This is a genomic window from Streptomyces sp. (genome assembly GCF_019510245.1).
Classification (GTDB): Bacteria; Actinomycetota; Actinomycetes; order Streptomycetales; family Streptomycetaceae; genus Streptomyces.
Map to the genome: position 1 here is coordinate 1 of NZ_JAEKKT010000195.1, position 19,940 is coordinate 19,940.

Genomic DNA, 19,940 nt, shown 5'->3' on the forward strand with positions numbered 1-19,940 from the left:
AGCGGCTTCGCCTTCGGGTTCGGCATCGAGCGGATGCTGATGTTCCGCCACAACGTCGAGGACATGCGAGACATGGTCGAGGGTGACGTCCGGTTCACCCGGCCGTTCGGGATGGAGATCTGATGCGGGTCCCGCTTTCCTGGCTGCGGGAGTACGTCGACCTGCCGGCCACCGAGACCGGCCGCGACGTGCAGGCCAAGCTCATTTCGGGAGGTCTGGAGGTCGAGACCGTCGAGCAGCTCGGCGACGGCCTCAAGGGCCCCCTGGTGGTCGGCCAAGTGCTGACCATCGAGGAGCTGGAGGGCTTCAAGAAGCCGATCCGCTTCTGCACCGTCGACGTCGGCACCGCCAACGGCACCGGTGAGCCCCAGGAGATCGTCTGCGGCGCCCGCAACTTCGCCGTCGGCGACAAGGTGGTGGTCGTGCTCCCGGGCGCGGTGCTGCGCGGCGGGTTCGCCATCGCCGCGCGCCAGACGTACGGCAAGACCTCCCATGGCATGATCTGCTCCAGCGACGAGCTGGGCATGGGCGACGACGGCACCAAGGGCATCATCGTGCTGCCGCCGGAGACCGAGGTCGGCAAGGACGCCATCGAGCTGCTGGAGCTGGTCGACGAGGTCCTGGACATCGCCGTCACCGCCAACCGCGGCGACTGCCTGTCCATCCGCGGCGTGGCCCGCGAGGCCGCCATCGCCTACGGCCTGCCGCTGCGCGACCCCGCGCTCCTCGACGTGCCCGGCCCGAACGCCTTCGGCTACCCCGTCCAGGTGCTGGACCCGCTCGGCTGCGACCGCTTCACCGCGCGCACCGTCACCGGTCTGAGCCCCGAGGCCCGCTCCCCGATCTGGCTCCGGCGGCGCCTGCAGAAGGTCGGCATGCGCCCGATCTCCCTCGCGGTCGACGTCACCAACTACGTGATGATGGAGCTCGGCCAGCCGCTGCACGCCTACGACCGCAAGCTGGTCCAGGGCACCATCGGCGTCCGCCGCGCCATCGAGGGCGAGAAGATCGTCACCCTCGACGGCACCGAGCGGACGCTGCACGCCGAGGACCTGGTCATCACCGACGACCGCGGCCCGATCGGCCTCGCGGGCGTCATGGGCGGCGCCAACACCGAGATCGCCGACCACGCGGACGTGGAGAACGCCACGACCGACGTGGTCATCGAGGCGGCCCACTTCGACGCCGTCGCCATCGCGCGCAGCGCCCGCCGCCACAAGCTGTCCTCCGAGGCCTCCCGCCGCTTCGAGCGCGGCGTCGACCCGCAGGCCGCGGCCGCCGCCGCGCAGCGCACGGTCGACCTGCTGGTGCTGCTCGCCGGCGGCACCGCCGAGGCCGGCGTCACCGAGGTCATCGCACCGTCCGCGCCGCACACCATCACGGTCGCGGCGAACCACCCCGACAAGGTCGCCGGCGTCGAGTACGGCCGCGAGACCGTCGTCCGCCGCCTCCAGGAGGTCGGCTGCGACGTCTACGGGCAGGACGAGCTGCTCGTCACGGTGCCGTCCTGGCGGCCCGACCTGCTCGAACAGAACGACCTGGCCGAAGAGGTCATCCGCCTGGAGGGCTACGAGAACCTGCCCTCCACGCTGCCCAAGCCGCCGTCCGGCCGGGGCCTGACCCACCGGCAGCGGCTGCACCGCCGGGTGGGCCGCGCGCTTGCCGGAGCCGGCTACGTCGAGGCACCGAACTACCCGTTCGTCAGCGAGCAGGTCTTCGACCAGCTGGGCCTGGCCGCCGACGACCCGGCCCGCCGGGTCGTCCGGCTGACCAACCCGCTCAACGACGAGGAGCCCGCGCTCCGCACCTCGCTGCTGCCGGGCCTGCTCGGTGCGCTCCGGCGCAACGACGGCCGCGGTACGCACGACCTGGCGCTGTTCGAGACCGGCCTGGTCTTCCTGCCGCGTGCGCAGCAGGGCATCGCCGGCCACCTGCCGGTCGACCGCCGCCCGACCGACGCGGAACTCGCCGCGCTCGACGCCGTGCTGCCCGAGCAGCCGCGCCACGTCGCCGTCGTCCTCGCGGGCGCCCGCGAGCAGGCCGGCTGGTGGGGCAAGGGCCGTCCGGCCGACTGGGCCGACGCGGTCGAGGCCGGGCGCGCGGTCGCGCGTGAGGCCGGGGCCGAGCTGATCGTGCGGTCCGGGCAGTACGGGCCGTGGCATCCCGGCCGCTGCGCCGAGCTGGTCGTCGTGGCCGACGGCGCGGAGCGGGTCGTGGGCCACGCCGGTGAGCTGCACCCGCGGGTGGTGAAGGCGCTGGGCCTGCCGGCGCGCACCTGCGCGATGGAGCTGAACCTGGACGCGCTGGAGCAGGTCGGCGACGGCACCCCGCAGGCGCCGGGCATCTCGACGTTCCCGGTGGCCACGCAGGATGTCGCCCTCGTGGTGGACAAGCCGGTGCCGGCCGCCGACGTCGAGGCCGCGCTGCGCGAGGGGGCGGGTGAACTCCTCGAGGCCATCCGGCTGTTCGACGTGTATGTCAACGACGAGCAGCTCGGCGACGGGAAGAAGTCGCTGGCGTATGCGCTGCGCTTCCGGGCGGGGGACCGGACGCTGACGGTCGACGAGGCGTCGGCGGCTCGTGACGCTGCGGTCGCCCTTGCGGGGGAGCGCACGGGGGCGGTGCTGCGCGGCTAGTCGCCGTGGGGGCTGCGCGTTTCGGCCGGGTGCGGATTTCGCCGTGGCTGATCGCGCAGTTCCTCCCCCAGCCCTCGGCCGGGGTACCCCCAGCGTCCCTGACGGGTGCTTACAAGTACTGCTACCTGCATAAATGCGGGTGTCCGGCGAGTGGTCACTCATTCGGGTGAGATCCAACCCGGACATGGCCTTTTCGGGGCATGCCGTCGACAGAATCGGACCGGCCTTTCGGGGTCGGTCCGTCTGTTCCGGCAGGGCCTATATGGGGGCCATCGGCATGATCCGTATCAAGGCGAACCCACGGCCCCGGCGCCGTGCACTTGCCCTGGGGTTGCCCACGGTGTGGGGCGCCGTCGCGGTCGGCTACAAGTTCGGATGCCCGCTGGCCGAGCAGAACGGGCTCGGTGCGCGGATCGTCACCAGTGCCGTGTTCTTCGCGGTCGGCACCGGCCTGATACTGCACGTCCGCAGCGCCCTGCTGCGCGAGCTGCGGCAGGCCCGCAAGGTCGCCGGCGCCGCGCAGAGCGTGCTGCTGCGACCGCTGCCGCCCCGGCTCGCCGGGCTGAACGTCGCCGCCGCCCAGCTCTCCGCCGACCGGGGTGCGAGCATCGGCGGCGATCTCTACGAGGCCGTCGCCACCGAGCACGGCGTACGGGTCGTGATGGGCGACGTACGCGGGCACGGGCTGGCGGCGATCGGTACGGCCGCCGCCGTCCTCGGCAGCTTCCGCGAGGCCGCCCACGACGAACCCGAACTGGGCCGGGTCCTGGGCCGCCTGGACCGCGCCCTCGCCCGACACCTACGAGAACGAGCCAGGTCCGAGCACCCGTCCAGCGGCCAGGACCCGGACAGCCCGGTGGCCGAGGAGTTCGTCACCCTGTTGCTGCTGGAGATCGGAGGAGACGGCGAACTCAGCGCCTTCAACTGCGGCCATCCATGGCCGTACGTGCTGAGCGGTACGCGCGTGGAGCCCCTGTCACCCGCCGATCCGCTGCCGCCCCTCGGGCTCTTTCCGCTGCCGACGGACCTGACTGCCGCCGACTGCGGCCAGTTGCTCGACGGCGAGTCGCTCGTCCTCTACACGGACGGCGCGGAGGACGCGAGAGACGCGAGAGGACGCTTCTTCTCCCTGCAGGAGGCTCTGGCAGAAGCGGTCCGAGACCGCCCGGTCTCCCCCCAGGCCATCCTGCGCACGGTCTTCACGGCCCTGCTCCACCACACCAACGGCCGCCCCACCGACGACATCGCCCTCCTGGTGCTTCACAACGAACGCCGGCATCAACGCCCCTTCTTGGGGGCGCGGGGAACTGCGCGACCAACCACAACGCCCCCGCAGCCGACGAACCGCCTTTGACGGCCCCTTCTTCTGGTCGTCGGCCGAGCCAACGGCCAGGCCACCGCACTGTACGAGGGGGAGCCGGCGGCCCGGCCGGCCTCTTGCGAGGCAATTCAGTCAACCGGCCCGACACGCTCCGCGACAGTGCGCGCACGCTGAGGATTCGCGCACTTCGTTCACACCCCGTGTGAACCCACCCGCACTACGCTGACGGCACCAGGCCACTCGGGGGGCATCCATGCAGCCCAACTCTCTGCTCGACGCGATCCTGGACGAGGCGGGGATCTCGCACGCCGGTCTCGCCGCCCACGTCAACCAGGCGGGCCGGGCCCGTGGACTCTCGCTGCGCTACGAACACACCGCCGTGGCGCGGTGGCTGAAGGGCCAGCGGCCGCGCGGCCAGGTGCCCGACCTGATCTGCGAGGTGCTCGCGGCCCGGCTGCACCGGCCGGTCACCCTCGACGACATCGGCCTCGGGGTGCCCGGCGAGCCCAGCGTCCCGCACACCACCTCGCTCTCCGGCTTCGTCGAACGGGCCACCGCCCTGTGGCGCTCCGACGAACAGCAGCGCCCGCACATACTCGGCGCCCCCGCCGTCACCGGCACGCCCGCCGTGATGCCGGTGTGGGAGTGGGAGAACCCCCCGGAGGACGTCGACGTCTCGCGGGGCGGCCGGCACCGGGTCACCCCGGCCGACCTGGAGATGCTGCGCGCCGCCCGGGCGCACTACGAGCAGATGTACCGCAAGGCCGGCGGCATGGCCACCCGCACCCGGATCGTCGGCTTCCTCAACGCCGAGGCGGCGCCGCTGCTGCGCGGCAGCTACAGGGATGCCACGGGCCGTCAACTGCACCGCGCCACCGGGGGACTGGTGGCGATCGCCGGTATCTGCGCCTACGACTCCGACGCCCACGGCCTCGCTCAGCGCTACTTCCACCAGGCACTGCGCCTGTCGAAGGCCAGCGGCGACCGGGGACTCGGCGCGTACGTCATCGCGCTCCTCGTCAACCAGGCGCTGTTCATGCGGGAGTTCCGGCAGGCCGTCGCCTTCGCGGAGGCCGCGCTGCGCACCGCGGGCAAGCACATCACCCCCGCCCTCGCCTCCGACCTCTACGCGATGCAGGCGAAGGCGTACGCCCACCTCGGCGACGGCACGAGCGCGCTGTCCTGCATCCGGCGGGCGGAGGCGGCCGCCGAACGCATCCGGCGGGGCCACGAGCCCGACGAGACCGGCTATGTCCAGCCCGGCCTGGTCAACGTACAGGTGGCCGAGGCGCTGCTCAGCCTCGGTGAACTCGCCGCCGCCCGGGAGCATGCCGCGGCCGCCGTCGACAACCCCGCCCACGACCGGGGGCGGGTACACCGGCTCGCCATGCTGAGCACCATCGAACTGCGCCAGGGAAACGCCGAGAACGCGGTGGCCACGGCCGTGCAGATGGCCGAGCAGGCCCGCGGAATGGAGTCGCAGCGCCTGCGCGACAGACTCCGCGCGGTACGCGAGCACCTGGTGCGCAGCGGCGGTGCCGGAACCGCCGAGGCCGCCGAGTTGATCGACGGCGCACTGCGCGTACCGCTCTAGGCGCGGTAGGCCTTCGGAGCCGCTGCTGCGATATTGCCACTTACTCGGCGGAAGGTGGCAGAACCGTGCAGTGGACGAAACAGAACGAACAAACTGTGTATGAAAACCGCTGGTTCAGCGTGAATCTCGCTGATGTCGAGCTGCCGGACGGCCAGCACCTCGACCACTTCCTGATACGGCTGCGGCCCGTGGCCGTGGCGACGGTGGTCAACGAGGCGGACGAGGTCCTCCTCCTGTGGCGCCACCGTTTCATCACCGACAGCTGGGGCTGGGAACTCGCGGCGGGAGTCGTCGAGGACGGCGAGGACATCGCCGTCGCGGCCGCCAGGGAACTGGAGGAGGAGACCGGCTGGCGGCCGGGAACCCTGCGCCATCTCATGACCGTGGAGCCGTCCAACGGCCTCACCGACGCCCGGCACCACATCTACTGGTCCGGCGAGGGCGAGTACGTCGGACACCCCGTGGACGACTTCGAGTCGGACCGCCGGGAGTGGGTCCCGCTCAAGCTCGTCCCGGACATGATCGCCCGCGGGGAGGTCCCGGCCGCCAACATGGCGGCCGCGTTACTCCTGCTGCACCACATGAGGCTCGCCGACGACGGGGGCGGGCTCTAGCGGGCCAGCGCCTGCCAGACCGTGACGACGAGGGCGCCCAGTGCGGTGAGGGCGGCGAGGGAGGGCAGCGGCCAGCGGGCGTGTTCCAGCGAGGCCAGGCGGGTGCTGAGCTCGTCCAGTTCCTTGGCGGTCTCCTTGGTGCGGTGGCTGAGCAGGTTCAGCCCTCCCTCGACCTGGGCGTAGGCCACATCGAGGCGACGACGTAACTCTGCGAGTTCTCCTTGGATCACGGGATGCTCCGGTTCGGTGGTCACGGGTCCGCTCCTTTGCGTGATCGAGGGTGTGGTTCCGCATCCCTTTGCATGCGCATGAAGAGTGAACTCGCCTGGTGAGCGCGTGGGGAGAGTGTGCGAAGGGCATATGCGTGCCCGGGGCACACACGGAGTGTGAAACACGCGGGCCCGGCACCGAAGCAGGTGCCGGGCCCGTGGAGTATCGCTCCCTGTAGTCAGCGGGGCGTGATCAGCCGTACGTGTAGAAGCCCGAGCCGGTCTTCCGGCCGAGCCGCCCCGCCTCGACCATGCGCTGGAGCAGCGGGGGAGCGGCGTACAGCGGCTCCTTGTACTCGGCGTACATGCTGTTCGCGATGGAGACGATGGTGTCCAGGCCGATCAGGTCGGACAGCTTCAGCGGGCCCATCGGGTGGGCGCAGCCCATCTCCATGCCGTTGTCGATGTCCTCGCGGCTCGCGATGCCGGACTCGAACATCCGGATGGACGAGAGCAGGTACGGCACCAGCAGCGCGTTGACCACGAAGCCGGAACGGTCCTGGGCGCGGATCGCGTGCTTGCCGAGCACCTTCTCGGCGAACATCTGGGCGCGGCTGAGGGTGCCCTCGGAGGTGGTGAGCGCCGGGATCAGCTCGACCAGCTTCTGCACCGGGGCCGGGTTGAAGAAGTGGATGCCGATGACGTGGTCGGGCCGCGAGGTGGCGACGGCCAGCTTCACCAGCGGGATCGAGGAGGTGTTGGAGGCCAGGATCGCGTCCGGACGGGCCACCACCTGGTCGAGCACCTGGAAGATCTCCGTCTTCACCTGCTCGTTCTCGACGACGGCCTCGATCACCAGGTCCCGGTCGGCGAACTCGCCGAGGTCCGTGGTGAAGCTCAGCCGGGCGAGCGTGGCGTCCCGCTCCGCCTCGCTGATCTTGCCGCGCTCGGCGGCCTTGGCCAGGGAGCTGTGCAGCCGGGTGCGGCCGATCTCCAGGGCCTCGCCGGTGGTCTCGGCGACCCGCACGTCCAGACCGGCGCGGGCGGCGACCTCGGCGATGCCCGCTCCCATCTGGCCGCAGCCCACGACTCCGACCTTCTCGATGTCGGTCACATCGTCCCCTTCGCTGATCTACGAGCGGCCGGCAGGACCTCCGGATCCGGCGCCTGCTCCGTTCGAGCACGTTACCCGTAAGTATCGATGATCGATCGTCCGGGTGCGGGCATCCTGTGCCGCGGAGGCGATCCGTGACCTCGCGGATCCGGAGAGTGAGAGGCTCTTACGATGGCACGAGTGTCTCGCAGGGCGTTCGCTGTGGGGGCCCTGTCCGTGCTGGCGTCGGCGGCACCCGGCGTGGCCGCGCCGTCGGGACGGCCACCGCGCCGGGCGGTCACCGAGATGCGCGGCATGTGGCTGGCGACCGTCTCCAACCGTGACTGGCCCTCCCGCACCGGACTGTCGGCGTCCGCGCAGCGCAAGGAGCTCACCGCCCTCCTCGACAAGGCGGTCGACCACCGGCTCAACGCCGTGATGTTCCAGGTGCGGCCCACCGCCGACGCGTTCTGGCCTTCGCCCTACGAGCCCTGGTCGCAGTACCTCACCGGCACCCAGGGCAAGGACCCCGGCTGGGACCCGCTGGGCACCGCCGTCACGGAGGCCCACGCACGGGGCCTGCAACTGCACGCCTGGTTCAACCCGTACCGGATCGCCAACCACACCGACCCCGGCGAGCTGGCCGCCTCGCACCCGGCCCGCAAGCATCCGGACTGGGTGGTGCGGTACGGCGGCAGGCTCTACTACAACCCGGGCATCCCGGCCGTCCGCGCCTTCGTGGAGCAGGCGATCCTCGACGCGGTCGCCAAGTACCCCGTGGACGCGGTCCACTTCGACGACTACTTCTATCCGTACCCGGTGGCCGGCCAGACCTTCGACGACGACGACGCGTACGACACCCACGGCGGGGACTTCTCGTCCCGGGCGGCCTGGCGGCGGGACAACGTCGACAAGCTGGTCACCGAGATCGCCGCCGGGGTGAGGAAGCTGCGGCCCGGCACCCGGTTCGGGATCAGCCCGTTCGCGGTGTGGCGCAACGCCGCCACCGACTCCCGCGGCTCCGACACCAGGGCCGGCGTCGAGACCTACGACGACCTGTACGCGGACACCCGGAAATGGGTGCAGGAGAACTGGATCGACCACATCGTCCCGCAGGCGTACTGGCAGATCGGCAACACCGCCGCCGACTACGCCAAGGTGGTCGACTGGTGGGCGGGGGTGGCCAAGGGGTCCGGGACGCGGCTCTACATCGGCGAGGCGCTCTACCAGGCGGGTGCCGCCGGCGCCGCCGGGGCCTGGCAGGACCCGGCCGAGCTGTCCCGGCACCTCACCCTGGCCGACCGGTACCCACAGGTCGGCGGGCATGTGTACTTCGCGGCCAAGGAAGTGGCCGCCGACCGGATCGGCGCGCTCTCCCGGGTGGTCGCCGACCACTACAAGCAGCCGGCGACCCCACCGAGCTGACCAGCGAGCGTTCGCCCCCGGTCTCAGCGGCTCGAGCGATTTCCGCCGCGGTTCGGCAGCGCCCAACGGGGCGCTGGGGGTACCCCCAGCCTTCGGCTGGGGGAGGAACTGCGCCACCAGCCACGACGGCGCCGCAGCCGACAGGCGGCGGAGGTGACGTCGCGGCGCTTCCGGCGGAGCGCTCAGCGCTGTTCGTGGATCTCCCGGTGCCTGACCTGGCAGTCGGGACCGGGGGACATGATGGCCTCGTGCCCGTCCTCGAAGCGGACCCGGTAGGGCGGTGTGCCCTCGGGGCCGAGTACCTGGACGACTTCCGAGACCTGGTCGTGCTGTCCGACCACCCTGCCGTGCTGGACAAGCTGGTCGCCCTCGGATGCACGCATCTCCAGGGCCTCCTCACGATCGCGATCGTTGGGTGACGGCGATGCACACGAGCACGGCGGCGGCCGTGAGTGGAGCGGCCGCGGTGAGGTGCTCGCCCAGCAGCAGCACCGACCACACCAGTGTGAGCAGCGGCTGGGCCAACTGCAACTGGCTGGCCTTCGGAATGCCGACGGCCGCCATCCCCCGGTACCAGACCACCAGACCGAGGAACTGCGATCCCGCCGCCACCCACAGCACACCGGCGACCCCGTGCGCGTTCCAGACGACCGGCTCGTACGACAGCGCGACCACGGCGGCCGGCACCGTCAGCGGCAGACAGCCCACCAGCGCCCAGCCGATGACCTGCCAGCCCGGCATGACCCGGGCCAGCCGGCCGCCCTCGGTGTAGCCGGCCGCGCACACCACGAGGGCCGCGAACAGATAGCCGTCCGCCGCCGTGAGCGCCCCGCCGCTCTGGGCGACCGTGAACGCCAGCACGGCCGCCGCGCCCGCCAGGGCCGCCGCCCAGAAGGTGCGGGACGGGCGGATGCCCATGCGCAGGGCCGAGAAGAGAGCTGTGGTGAGGGGCAGCAGGCCGACCACGACGGCCGCGTGCGAGGTGGTGGAGGTCTCCAGGGCGAGCGTGGTCAGCATCGGGAAGCCGAGCACGACCCCGGCCGCGACGACCGCCAGCCCTGCCCAGTGCCGGCGCTCGGGCAGCCGTACCCGCAGGAACAGCAGGCAGCCGCCCGCCATGGCCGCCGCGAGCACGCTGCGCACCGCCACCAGCGCCCACGGCCCGAAGCTCTCCAGACCCCAGGCCGTGGCCGGGAAGGTGAGGGAGAAGGCGACGACACCGAGCGCGGCCTGGAGGGTGCCGAGCCGTGCGGAGGGGCGGGCGCCCGCTGGAGAGGCCGGGGCGTCGGCCGGTGGCGCGCCGACCGCTATCGAAGTCGGGCTGGTAGCGCTACTCTGTGCTCTCATGCAAGAGCGTAGCAGTGCCGTAGAACTGACGGAACAGCTGCGGCGGGACCTCGACCGCTACTCGCCAGGTGGAAAGCTCCCGTCGAGCCGGGCCCTCGTCGAGCGGTTCCGGGTGAGCCCGGTGACCGTGTCCCGGGCGCTGGCACAGCTGGTCGCGGAGGGGCTGGTCGTCACCCGGCCCGGCGCCGGCGCCTTCAAGGCCCCGCCGCGCACGGCCGAGCCCGCCGGGGACACCTCCTGGCAGGAGGTGGCGCTCAGCGCCGACGGCGCCCTCGACGTGGTCCCGCGCACCGTGGACGCCTCCGGGGTCACCGTGTGCCTCGCCGCCCCGCCGCCCGGCGTGCTGGAGCTCAGCGGCGGTTACCTGCACGCCTCGCTGGAGCCCGAACGCGCCATGGCGGCGGCCCTGGCCCGGGCCGGCCGCCGCCCCGGTGCCTGGGGCCGGCCGCCGCTCGAAGGGCTCCCCGAACTGCGCGAGTGGTTCGCTCGGGACATCGGCGGCGCGGTCACCGCGGCCGAGGTGCTGATCGCGTCCGGCGGCCAGTCCGCCCTGGCCACCGCCCTGCGCGCACTCGCCCCGCCCGGCGCCCCGGTCCTCGTCGAGTCGCCCACCTATCCCGGCATGCTCGCCATCGCCCGCGCCACCGGCCTCCGCCCGGTCCCGGTCCCGGTCGACCCCGACGGCGTGAAGCCCGCCCTCCTTGCCGACGCCTTCCGGGCCACCGGCGCCCGGGTCTTCGTCTGCCAGCCCCTCTTCCAGAACCCGACCGGCGCCGTCCTGGCCCCCGAGCGCCGCGCCGAGGTGCTGCGCATCGCCCGCGAGGCCGGTGCGTTCGTGATCGAGGACGACTACGTGCGGCGGCTGGTGCACGCCGACGCGGGCCCGCTGCCCCGCCCGCTGGCGGCCGACGACCCCGACGGAGTCGTCGTCCACGTCGGCTCGCTCACCAAGGCCACCTCCCCGAGCTTCCGGGTGGCCGCGCTGGCCGCCCGCGGCCCGGTCCTGGAACGCCTGCGCGCCATCCAGATCGTCGACACCTTCTTCGTCCCCCGCCCCCTCCAGGAGGCGGCGCTCGAACTCGTCGGCTCCCCGGCCTGGCCCCGCCACCTGCGCAACCTCGCCGCCGAGCTCAGGACCCGCCGCGACACTCTCACCGGCGCCCTCGCCCACCACATCCCCGAACTCGCCCTCCCGCACATCCCCTCCGGCGGCTACCACCTCTGGCCGCGCCTGCCCGACGGCACCGACGACACGACCCTGACCGCCGCCGCCCTGCGGGCCGGGGTCGCCATCACCCCCGGCCGCCCGTACTTCAGCGCCGAGGCCCCGGCCGCCCACGTCCGCCTGAGCTTCGCCGCGGTCGCGGGGACCGGGGAGATCCTGGAGGGGGTACGGCGGCTGCGGGCCGCGTGCGACGAGGTGCTGCGTCCCAGACCCTGAAATCCGATCGACGCCGGCGCGCCCGCCCGGCGAGGATCCCCGCATGAGCGACACACCCCGCCTCCCCGAGGGCTACGAGTTCTCCGCCGACACCGGCCGCGTGGACGTCGAGCGCGTCCACCGCTGGCTCTCGACCGACGCCTACTGGGCGACCGGCCGCCCGCTGGACCAGCAGGAGCGCGCGATGGCGGGGTCGCTCAACTTCGGGGTCTACGACACCGCCACCGGGGAGCAGGTGGCGTACGCGCGCGTGGTGACCGACCAGGCGCTGTTCGCCTGGCTCTGCGACGTCTACGTCGACCCGTCGGTGCGCGGCAAGGGGGTCGGCACGGCGATGGTCGGCGCGGTCCGCGAGCACCTGCGGCCCTACGGCGTGCGACGCGTGCTGCTGGCCACGCACGACGCCCACGGGGTCTACGAGAAGCTCGGTTTCGCCCCGCTCGAACACCCGGACCAGTGGATGGCGCTCTACTACACATCGCCCGAGTGACATTACGGCTGACTTGTCGGACTCCTCCTGACCTCTGAGTAACATTTCCTCCACGTCCGCCAACTCACCGCCCAATCGGCCTTGACCTGCGCACATGCGCGTCACACGATCGCCGCATGCCACTTCGGGTCACGTTCGTCGCGGCCGCGCGCAGCTCACCGCTGCTCGCGGAGCGCTTCCAGGACGACCGCCCGCTGGACCAGGCGGGCTGGGACGAGGTGCAGCGCGTCGCCGGTGAGCTACTGCCTCTCGCGGCAGCCGAGCTGCGCTACTGCTCGCCGACTCCGCGCAGCCGCGCGACCGGCGACGCACTGGGGTACGCCCCGCTGGTCCAGCTCGCGCTGCGCGACTGCGACATGGGCCGCTGGCGCGGGCTGACGCTGGGCGAGGCGATGGCCAGGGAGCCGGACCAGGTGGACGCCTGGCTCTCCGACCCGCTCGGCAACCCGCACGGCGGCGAGTCGCTGCTGGCGTTCATCACGCGGGTCGGAGGCTGGCTCGACACCCGCCCCGTGGGCGACGGCGACCGTATCGTCGCCGTCGCCGAGCCCTCGGTGATCCGGGCGGCCCTCGTCTACGCCCTCAAGGCACCGCCCTCGACCTACTGGAACATCGACGTCCGCCCACTCTCGACCACCACGGTGACGGGCCGCGGCGGCCGCTGGAACCTGCGCTTCGACCCGGGTCCGGCCCAGACGTAGCCGCTCCGCCGGGAGGGCCGAGTCGGGCCGTCGGTCGGCTGCGGCGGCGTTGTGGCTGGTCGCGCGGTTCCTCGCGCCCCTTTGGGGCGTGGCGCCGAGTCGGGTTGTTGGTCGGCTGCGGCGGCGTTGTGGCTGGTCGCGCGGTTCCCCGCGCCCCTTTGGGGCGCTGTCGCGTCGGTGTTCTTAGGGGGCGCGGGCGTAGTCGGTCGTCAAGAGCAGGTCTTTCGCCGGGCCGGCCACTCGCCACACCGTGTGCCAGTGGTCGGCGTCCTGGACGGTGAACTCGCCGCGGTAGAGGTCGGCCGCGCAGGGGTGGTCGGCGATGTGCCGGCCCGAGGTCAGGTCCAGGTCGTGGAAGGGGCGGTCGTCGGCGAAGCGTACGTCGGCCGTGCCGGGGTGCGGGCCGGGCAGGAAGCGCAGGGTGCGTTCGGCGGGGCGGGCCACGCCCTGCCAGGTGAACGTGCCGGACTCCTCGTGCAGCAGGCCGCCGCCGTCCAGGGGACGGAACAGGGTGGCTCCCTCGAAGCGGCCCTCGGCCCCGCTCGCCAGGTCCCACACGGTCCGGTCCACCCGCCACCGTCCGGCCAGGTGAGCCAGGACATCCGCCACCGGCCAGAACTCGCCCACGGTCATCCCTTCGTCGGTCCCCGACCCTACGCCGCGCCGGCCCTCGGCCGAGGGTGCGGGCCCCCGCCCCATTGACGCGCTCATGCCCCTTACATATCTTGCCGTTCGAAGTGCTGACCGTTGTTCGATATAGCGAATGGCGAATGGCGTAATTCTCCTCACGAGCCGCGGAGTATCCATGTCACGCACCACGCGCACCCGGCTGAGACTCGGCCTGGGTGCAAGCGCTTTCCTGCTCGCCGCCGGTCTTCTGCCGACCCCCGCCCATGCCGAGGACGTCACCGACTACTCGATCACCGTCGACCCGGCCACCCAGGGCGCCAAGATCGACAAGACGATGTACGGCGTCTTCTTCGAGGACATCAACCGCGCCGCCGACGGCGGCCTGTACGCGGAGCTGGTCCAGAACCGGTCCTTCGAGTACACGACCGACGACAACAAGTCGTACACCCCGCTCACCGCGTGGACGGTCACCGGCACCGCCCGGGTCGTGAACGACGACGGCCGGCTGAACGCCCGCAACCGCACCTACCTCTCGCTCTCCGCGGGTTCGGCGGTCACCAACTCCGGCTACAACACCGGCATCCGCGTCGAGGACGGCAAGAGGTACGACTTCTCGGTCTGGGCCCGTGCCGACGCCGGTACCACCCTCACGGTCGGCCTCTCGGACTCCGGCGGCACCCTCGCCACCGCCCGCCGGGTGGCCGTGAAGAAGCACGGCTGGGCCAAGTACACGGCGACCTTCACCGCCACCCGCACCAGCTCCACGGGGCGTCTCACCGTGGCCAGTTCGAACGCCGCCGCCCTCGACATGGTCTCCCTCTTCCCGCGCGACACCTACAAGCATGAGCCCAACGGCCTGCGCAAGGACCTCGCCGAGAAGATCGCCGCCCTGCACCCGGGCTTCGTCCGCTTCCCCGGCGGCTGCCTGGTCAACACCGGCTCGATGCAGGACTACAGCGAGGCCTCCGGCTACCAGCGCAAGCGGTCGTACCAGTGGAAGGACACCGTCGGCCCGGTCGAGACCCGCGCCACCAACGCCAACTTCTGGGGCTACAACCAGAGTTACGGCCTCGGATACTACGAGTACTTCCGCTTCGCCGAGGACATCGGTGCCATGCCGCTGCCCGTGGTCCCGGCCCTGGTCACCGGTTGCGGCCAGAACCAGGCCGTCGACGACGACGCGCTGCTCAAGCGGCACATCCAGGACACCCTCGACCTCGTCGAGTTCGCCAACGGCCCGGTCACCTCGAAGTGGGGCGGGCTGCGCGCGCAGATGGGCCACCCCAAGCCCTTCCACCTCACCCACATCGAGGTCGGCAACGAGGAGAACCTGCCCCAGCAGTTCTTCGCCCGCTTCACCCGGTTCCGGACCGCCATCCAGGCGAAGTACCCCTACATGCAGGTCATCTCCAACTCCGGCCCGGACGACTCCGGCACGACCTTCGACACGGCCTGGCAGCTCAACAAGGATGCCAAGGTCGACATGGTCGACGAGCACTACTACAACAGCCCGCAGTGGTTCCTGCAGAACAACGACCGCTACGACTCCTACGACCGGAGCGGACCGAAGGTCTTCGTCGGCGAGTACGCCTCCGGCGGCAACACCTTCAAGAACGGGCTCGCCGAGGCCGCCTACATGACCGGCCTCGAACGCAACGCGGACGTCGTGAAACTCGCCTCCTACGCCCCGCTGTTCGCCAACGAGGACTACGTCCAGTGGAGCCCGGACATGGTCTGGTTCAACAACCACGCCTCCTGGGGCTCGGCGAACTACGAGGTCCAGAAGCTGTTCATGAACAACGTCGGTGACCAGGTGGTGCCGAGCACGGCCACCACCACCCCGGACGTCAGCGGCCCCATCACCGGTGCCGTCGGCCTGTCCACCTGGAACACCAGCGCCGCCTACGACGACGTGAAGGTCACCGACGCCGACGGGAACTCGCTGCTCACCGACGACTTCTCCGGTGACGCGTCGCAGTGGACGCACACGGGCGGCGGCAGCTGGGCGGTCCAGGACGGGCAGTACGTCGAGACCTCCGACACCGCCGAGAACACCATGGTCTCCGCAGGCGACACCGACTGGCACGACTACGACCTGCACGTGAAGGCCACCAAGAAGTCCGGCAAGGAAGGCTTCCTCGTCGCCTTCGGCGTCAAGGACACCGGCACCTACTACTGGTGGAACATCGGGGGCTGGAACAACACCCAGACCGCGGTCGAGCAGGCCGTCGACGGGGGCAAGTCGACCCTGATCGCCAAGCCGGGGTCGGTCGACACGGGCCGCGCCTACGACGTCGACATCAAGGTGCGGGGCCGGCAGGTGACCCTGTACCTCGACGGGCAGGAGTGGGGCGGCTTCACCGACGACAAGCCCGCCGAGCCGTTCCGGCAGGTCGTCACCGAGGACAGGAAGACCGGCGACCTGATCGTCAAGGTGGTCAACGCCCAGTCGGCGGAGGCCCGTACGGCAATCGACCTCGGCGGCGTCAAGGCCGCCAGGAAGGCCAAGGTGACCACGCTCGCGGCGGCGCCCGGCGCGGTGAACACCGAGACGTCCACCGCGGTCGCCCCGGTCACGTCCACCTTCACCGGGGTCGCCGACCGGTTCACGTACACCTTCCCGGCGAACTCGGTCACCTTCCTGCGGATCAGGCAGAAGTAGCGTCCGGTGCGGGCTGCTGTCCGACCGGCAGCAGCCCGCGCTCGGCGAAGACCTTCTTCGCGGCGAAGGTGGCGTTCAGAGCCTTGGGGAAACCGCAGTACCCGGCGGAGTGCAGCAGGGCCTCGACGATCTGCTCCGGCGTGAGGCCCACGTTGAGGGCCGCGTTGACGTGCACCTCCAGTTGGGGCTCGCAGCCGCCCAACGCCGTGAGCATGCCCAGCGTCACCAACTGCCGGTCCCGGGGGGCGAGTTCCGGGCGGGCGTAGATCTCGCCGAAGCCCCAGGCGACGATCTGGTGGCCCAGCTCGGGGCTGACGTCGGTCAGCGAGTCGATGACCCGCTGCCCGGCCTCGCCGTCGACCTTCCGCAGGACCTCCAGGCCGTGGGCGAAACGTTCTTGGCGCGTGGTGCTCTCGCTCATGTCAGCTCTTCCGTTCTCCTCGGATGCGGTCACGACCGGAAGAACGCTAGGAGTTGGAGCGCGCTCCAGGTCAAGCCCGTTTCCGCGGTCACCCCAGTGCGCGCAGTGCGGCGACCTGTGCGCCCAGGAACGTCCGGGTCCAGTCGGCGTGCTCCCCCGCATAACCCCGGGGGCCGCACTCCACGACCAGGATCAGGCCCAGGTAGAGGCCGTACAGGGCGAGGCGATGGCGCAGTGCGGGGGAGAAGTCGAGGCAGCCGCCCGCCGCCCGGTACCCGGCCACCAGGTCGCTGTCCGGGCCGGTGTCCCCGCCGAACGCCAGGGAGACCAGTTCGGCGGCCGGGTCGCCCCAGAACGCCCGTTCGTGGTCGATGAGGCCGGTGATCCGGGGTGCGTCCGCCCGGTCGTCGACGAAGATGTTGCCCGGCCAGAGGTCGAAGTGGACGAGCCTGGGCTCGGTGACCTCGTCGAGGGCCGCGCCGCCCTCGGCCACCAGGCCGCGTATCGCGGCGGCGGGCACCCCGAGGTCGGCGTCCCAGCGGGCCGCGTCCGCCAGCAGGGCGTCCACCATGGCCGTGAAGGCGGTGCGCCAGTCGGCGGCGGACAGCTCCGCCTCGGGAGCCGGATAGCCGTACCGGCCGTCCTCGGAGGTCAGGGTGTGCAGCCGGGCGGTGATCGTGCCCAGCTCGTGGCGCAGCGCCGAGGCGGTGGCGGGCGGGAGGTGCTCGGCGGCCTTGTCCCAGGGGGTGCCCGCCAGCACCGAGACGGCGAGGAAGTCGGCTCCCCCGTAGAACAGTTCGGGGGCCGGTACGGCTCCGGCGGCCAGACCGGCCAGGCGCCGGTAGACCAGGGCCTCGGTCGCCATGATCCCGCGCTCGTAGCGGAGCACGGGCGCCTCGGCGGGCGGCGCCAGCTTCACCACGGCCGGGCGTCCGTCGTCGAGGCGGACCCGGTAGGCGGTGTTGAACCAGCCGTCGGTCAGCTCCTCCTCCAGCCGGCAGCCGACGCCCGTGGCCTCCCGGAGGAGGGCGTCGAGTCCGGCGGCGGACAGGCGGCGTTTGGTCAGGCTCTGCATGCGGCGACTCGCTCTCGTCCGGCGGTGCGGTGCGTGCGGGGGCGCTGGGAGCGCGTGGGAGCGCTCCCGAAGATACGGGATCCGGGTCAGCCGTTGTCCCTGCTTCGGATGACCTCCGCGGCCTCGACGAGTGCGCGGAGAACGGTTCGCACCGCTCTGCGGGCCGTCCGCTCGGGGCGGTGCAGGGCGTCGACGTGGCGGTGGGCCTCGATGCCGTGCAGGGGCCTGAGGGTGACGCCCGGGTGGGGACGGGACGTCCAGCGGGGCATCAGGGCGACCCCGCCGCCCGCGGCGACCACCTCGGCGACCACGGCGATCTCGTTGACGCGGTGCACGATGTCGACCCCGCGCCCGGCCGCCGCCGCGATGGCCTCGACCGTGGCCAGCAGCGGGAAGCCGTCGTGCACGCTGATCCAGGGCTGGTCGGCGACGTCGTGCGCGGTCAGGGCGGGCCGCGCGGCCAGCGGGTGGCCGACGGGCAGGGCGACGTCGAGCGGTTCGCGCAGCAGCGGGGTGGCCGTGGCGGTCCGGGGCCAGGGCGGGGCGTGGTCCATGCGATGGGCCAGGACCAGGTCGTAGGCGCGGGTCAGCGGCGGGAAGTCGGCCTGGGCCACGTCCTCGTCGTGCAGGGCGAGGCGGGGGGACCCGGGCCCGCCCAGCCGTCGGAGCAGCAGGGGGAAGAACGCGGCGGCTCCGCTGTGGAAGGCGGCCAGCGACACCGTGCCGTCGGGTTCCTCCACGAAGGCGTCGATGGTGTGGCGGGCCCGGGCCAGTGCCGTCTCCACGCCGATCGCCGCGGCCGCCAGGGCCTGCCCGGCCGGTGTGAGGACCAGCCGGCGGCCGGACCGCTCGGTGAGCGGCACCGGGATCGAGCGCTGGAGCAGCCGCAGCTGCTGCGAGATGGCCGAGGGCGTCACCCGCAGCGCTTCGGCGACGGCCGTGACGCTGCCCAGGTCGCCCAGCTCCCGCAGGACCCGCAGCTGCCGTTCGTCCATGGCGTGAGTGTAGCTCCGCTAAAGGATCGGTTGAGAAGGTCGTCGTTTACTTCAACGTGCAGGCCGTGGATCGTGAAGGCATGCCGACCAACCGCCGTATCGACGTGGTGCTCCTGGCCGTCGCCGTCGTCTGGGGCTCCAGTTACCTGACGGCGAAGACAGCCACGGACGCCCTCCCCGTGCCGACCGTCCTCTTCGTGCGGTACGCCGTCGCCGCGCTCGCGTGCGCCGCCGTGCTGCGCCGGTTCGGCGGCGCCGGTGGCCTCACCCGGGACGAGAAGGTCCAAGGCTCTCTGCTCGGCCTCACCCAGGCCGCCGTCCTCGTCCTGGAGACGTACGGTGTCGCCCACACCAGCGCCGGGAACGCGGGCCTGATCATCAGCCTCACCCTCGTCCTCACCCCGGTCCTGCACCGGGTCGGTCTGCCGGCGCGGTTCTTCCTCGCCGCCGGGGTGTGCCTGGCGGGTGTCGCAGTGCTCGTCTCCGGCAACGGGCTGCGCGCTCCCGGAGCCGGTGACCTGCTGATGCTCGCTGCCGCCGTGGTCCGCGCGGGGCACATGGTGCTGGTCGGCAGGGTCACCGCGGGCCGGACCCTGCGCCCGCTGCACCTGACCGCCGTACAGTGCGCCGTCGGCGCCGCCCTCTTCCTGCTGCCCGCGGCCCCCGGGCTGCCGGCGCTGACCCGGACCGGTGCCGTCACCTGGGCGCAGCTCCTCTACCTCTCCCTCTTCTGCGGACTGTTCGCCTTCATCGCCCAGACCTGGGCGGTCCAACGCACCTCCGCGACCCGGGCCGGGCTCCTGCTGGGCACCGAACCGGTCTGGGCCCTGCTGGTCGGCACCGCCCTCGGCGGCGAGCGGCTCACCGGACTGTCCGTCCTCGGTGCCGCACTCATCGTCACTGGGACGTACTGGGGTCAATCTGTCGAACGCGCACATCGCGGACGCGCCATGGCGGCGGCTCGCGACGCGACCCCGCGCAGTGCCCGTACAGGCGCCACACAGGCGAGTTAACCTGCGAATCATTTTCCGGAAAACTACTGTTTCCTTTGAAGTCGTGAATTCTTTCCCATGACGTACACGGATTCGGAATTCGCCTTATTACTTCACAGGCGTGGCACAACCGTCAGGGACCTCTACCCGTCTAAGTCGGCGAAACACCGACCTGCGGGGAGCGACGACCCCGTTTTTTATCTGGGGGCCGCACAGAATGAATCGCACCGTCCTGGCCGGGCGTGAACAGGGGGCGAAACCGGCGGGGGGCCAAGCGGAACGGGAAACCGGCAC

The 19,940-nt window shown here is 71.8% G+C and carries 18 protein-coding genes and 1 pseudogene; 11 read left to right on the forward strand and 8 right to left on the reverse strand.

The features are described from left to right. From JF597_RS39395 to JF597_RS39415, 5 genes and pseudogenes are all read left to right on the forward strand, one after another. Positions 1 to 123, forward strand: a pseudogene (locus tag JF597_RS39395) (phenylalanine--tRNA ligase subunit alpha); the annotation flags it as partial. Beyond that, on the forward strand, positions 123 to 2,636 hold the full coding sequence (gene pheT, locus JF597_RS39400; RefSeq protein WP_294008193.1) for a phenylalanine--tRNA ligase subunit beta: 2,514 nt from the start codon (positions 123 to 125) through the stop codon (positions 2,634 to 2,636). The pseudogene JF597_RS39395 and the gene pheT, both read left to right, overlap by 1 nt. 277 nt (positions 2,637 to 2,913) lie before the next feature. Further along, positions 2,914 to 3,990 (forward strand): PP2C family protein-serine/threonine phosphatase, encoded by a 1,077-nt coding sequence (locus JF597_RS39405; protein WP_294008195.1) that lies wholly within the window; start codon positions 2,914 to 2,916, stop codon positions 3,988 to 3,990. A 220-nt stretch (positions 3,991 to 4,210) separates the two neighbouring features. Further along, positions 4,211 to 5,551 carry a transcriptional regulator gene (locus tag JF597_RS39410; protein WP_294008197.1) on the forward strand — a complete coding sequence of 447 codons (1,341 nt, stop codon included), beginning with the start codon at positions 4,211 to 4,213 and terminating at the stop codon, positions 5,549 to 5,551. Positions 5,552 to 5,616: 65 nt separating this feature from the next. Then, a complete protein-coding gene (locus JF597_RS39415; RefSeq protein WP_294008199.1) occupies positions 5,617 to 6,165 on the forward strand; it encodes an NUDIX hydrolase in 549 nt (182 codons plus the stop codon). Here the strand turns inward: JF597_RS39415 and JF597_RS39420 are convergent. Further along, on the reverse strand, positions 6,162 to 6,419 hold the full coding sequence (locus tag JF597_RS39420; protein ID WP_294008201.1) for a hypothetical protein: 258 nt from the start codon (positions 6,417 to 6,419) through the stop codon (positions 6,162 to 6,164). The two genes, JF597_RS39415 and JF597_RS39420, sit on opposite strands and share 4 nt — an antisense overlap. A 208-nt stretch (positions 6,420 to 6,627) precedes the next feature. Beyond that, on the reverse strand, positions 6,628 to 7,488 hold the full coding sequence (locus tag JF597_RS39425; protein WP_294008203.1) for a 3-hydroxybutyryl-CoA dehydrogenase: 861 nt from the start codon (positions 7,486 to 7,488) through the stop codon (positions 6,628 to 6,630). Between the two features lie 171 nt (positions 7,489 to 7,659). Here JF597_RS39425 and JF597_RS39430 point away from each other — a divergent pair, with 171 nt between their 5' ends. Next, a complete protein-coding gene (locus JF597_RS39430; protein WP_294008205.1) occupies positions 7,660 to 8,892 on the forward strand; it encodes a family 10 glycosylhydrolase in 1,233 nt (410 codons plus the stop codon). Between the two features lie 182 nt (positions 8,893 to 9,074). On the opposite strand, the gene JF597_RS39435 is transcribed toward JF597_RS39430, so the two are convergent. Next, positions 9,075 to 9,275 carry a DUF1918 domain-containing protein gene (locus JF597_RS39435; RefSeq protein ID WP_294008207.1) on the reverse strand — a complete coding sequence of 67 codons (201 nt, stop codon included), beginning with the start codon at positions 9,273 to 9,275 and terminating at the stop codon, positions 9,075 to 9,077. Positions 9,276 to 9,288: 13 nt separating this feature from the next. Beyond that, positions 9,289 to 10,239, reverse strand: coding sequence for a DMT family transporter (locus tag JF597_RS39440; protein WP_294008209.1), 951 nt, complete (start codon positions 10,237 to 10,239; stop codon positions 9,289 to 9,291). On the opposite strand from JF597_RS39440, the gene JF597_RS39445 reads away from it, so the two are divergent. From JF597_RS39445 to JF597_RS39455, 3 genes are all read left to right on the forward strand, one after another. After that, a complete protein-coding gene (locus JF597_RS39445; protein WP_294008211.1) occupies positions 10,238 to 11,680 on the forward strand; it encodes a PLP-dependent aminotransferase family protein in 1,443 nt (480 codons plus the stop codon). The two genes, JF597_RS39440 and JF597_RS39445, sit on opposite strands and share 2 nt — an antisense overlap. A 43-nt stretch (positions 11,681 to 11,723) precedes the next feature. Continuing rightward, the gene (locus JF597_RS39450) at positions 11,724 to 12,170 is read left to right on the forward strand and encodes a GNAT family N-acetyltransferase (RefSeq protein ID WP_294008213.1); all 447 of its coding nucleotides are present in this window, start codon (positions 11,724 to 11,726) and stop codon (positions 12,168 to 12,170) included. 116 nt (positions 12,171 to 12,286) lie between these two features. After that, a complete protein-coding gene (locus JF597_RS39455; protein WP_294008214.1) occupies positions 12,287 to 12,871 on the forward strand; it encodes a histidine phosphatase family protein in 585 nt (194 codons plus the stop codon). Positions 12,872 to 13,054: 183 nt separating this feature from the next. Here the strand turns inward: JF597_RS39455 and JF597_RS39460 are convergent, their stop codons facing one another. Continuing rightward, positions 13,055 to 13,498 (reverse strand): DUF6314 family protein, encoded by a 444-nt coding sequence (locus JF597_RS39460; protein ID WP_294008246.1) that lies wholly within the window; start codon positions 13,496 to 13,498, stop codon positions 13,055 to 13,057. Positions 13,499 to 13,676: 178 nt separating this feature from the next. Here JF597_RS39460 and JF597_RS39465 point away from each other — a divergent pair, with 178 nt between their 5' ends. Next, positions 13,677 to 16,163, forward strand: coding sequence for an alpha-L-arabinofuranosidase C-terminal domain-containing protein (locus tag JF597_RS39465; RefSeq protein WP_294008216.1), 2,487 nt, complete (start codon positions 13,677 to 13,679; stop codon positions 16,161 to 16,163). On the opposite strand, the gene JF597_RS39470 is transcribed toward JF597_RS39465, so the two are convergent. The 3 genes from JF597_RS39470 to JF597_RS39480 all read right to left on the reverse strand — a co-directional run bounded on the left by JF597_RS39470 (position 16,150) and on the right by JF597_RS39480 (position 18,654). Then, positions 16,150 to 16,584 (reverse strand): carboxymuconolactone decarboxylase family protein, encoded by a 435-nt coding sequence (locus tag JF597_RS39470; protein ID WP_294008218.1) that lies wholly within the window; start codon positions 16,582 to 16,584, stop codon positions 16,150 to 16,152. The two genes, JF597_RS39465 and JF597_RS39470, sit on opposite strands and share 14 nt — an antisense overlap. A gap of 88 nt (positions 16,585 to 16,672) precedes the next feature. Next, a complete protein-coding gene (locus JF597_RS39475; RefSeq protein WP_294008220.1) occupies positions 16,673 to 17,659 on the reverse strand; it encodes an aminoglycoside phosphotransferase family protein in 987 nt (328 codons plus the stop codon). 86 nt (positions 17,660 to 17,745) lie between these two features. Continuing rightward, entirely contained in the window at positions 17,746 to 18,654 is a 909-nt protein-coding gene (locus tag JF597_RS39480) for a LysR family transcriptional regulator (RefSeq protein ID WP_294008222.1), read from the reverse strand. Positions 18,655 to 18,734: 80 nt separating this feature from the next. On the opposite strand from JF597_RS39480, the gene JF597_RS39485 reads away from it, so the two are divergent. Next, positions 18,735 to 19,667 carry a DMT family transporter gene (locus JF597_RS39485; RefSeq protein ID WP_294008224.1) on the forward strand — a complete coding sequence of 311 codons (933 nt, stop codon included), beginning with the start codon at positions 18,735 to 18,737 and terminating at the stop codon, positions 19,665 to 19,667. The last annotated feature ends 273 nt before the right edge of the window (positions 19,668 to 19,940 follow it).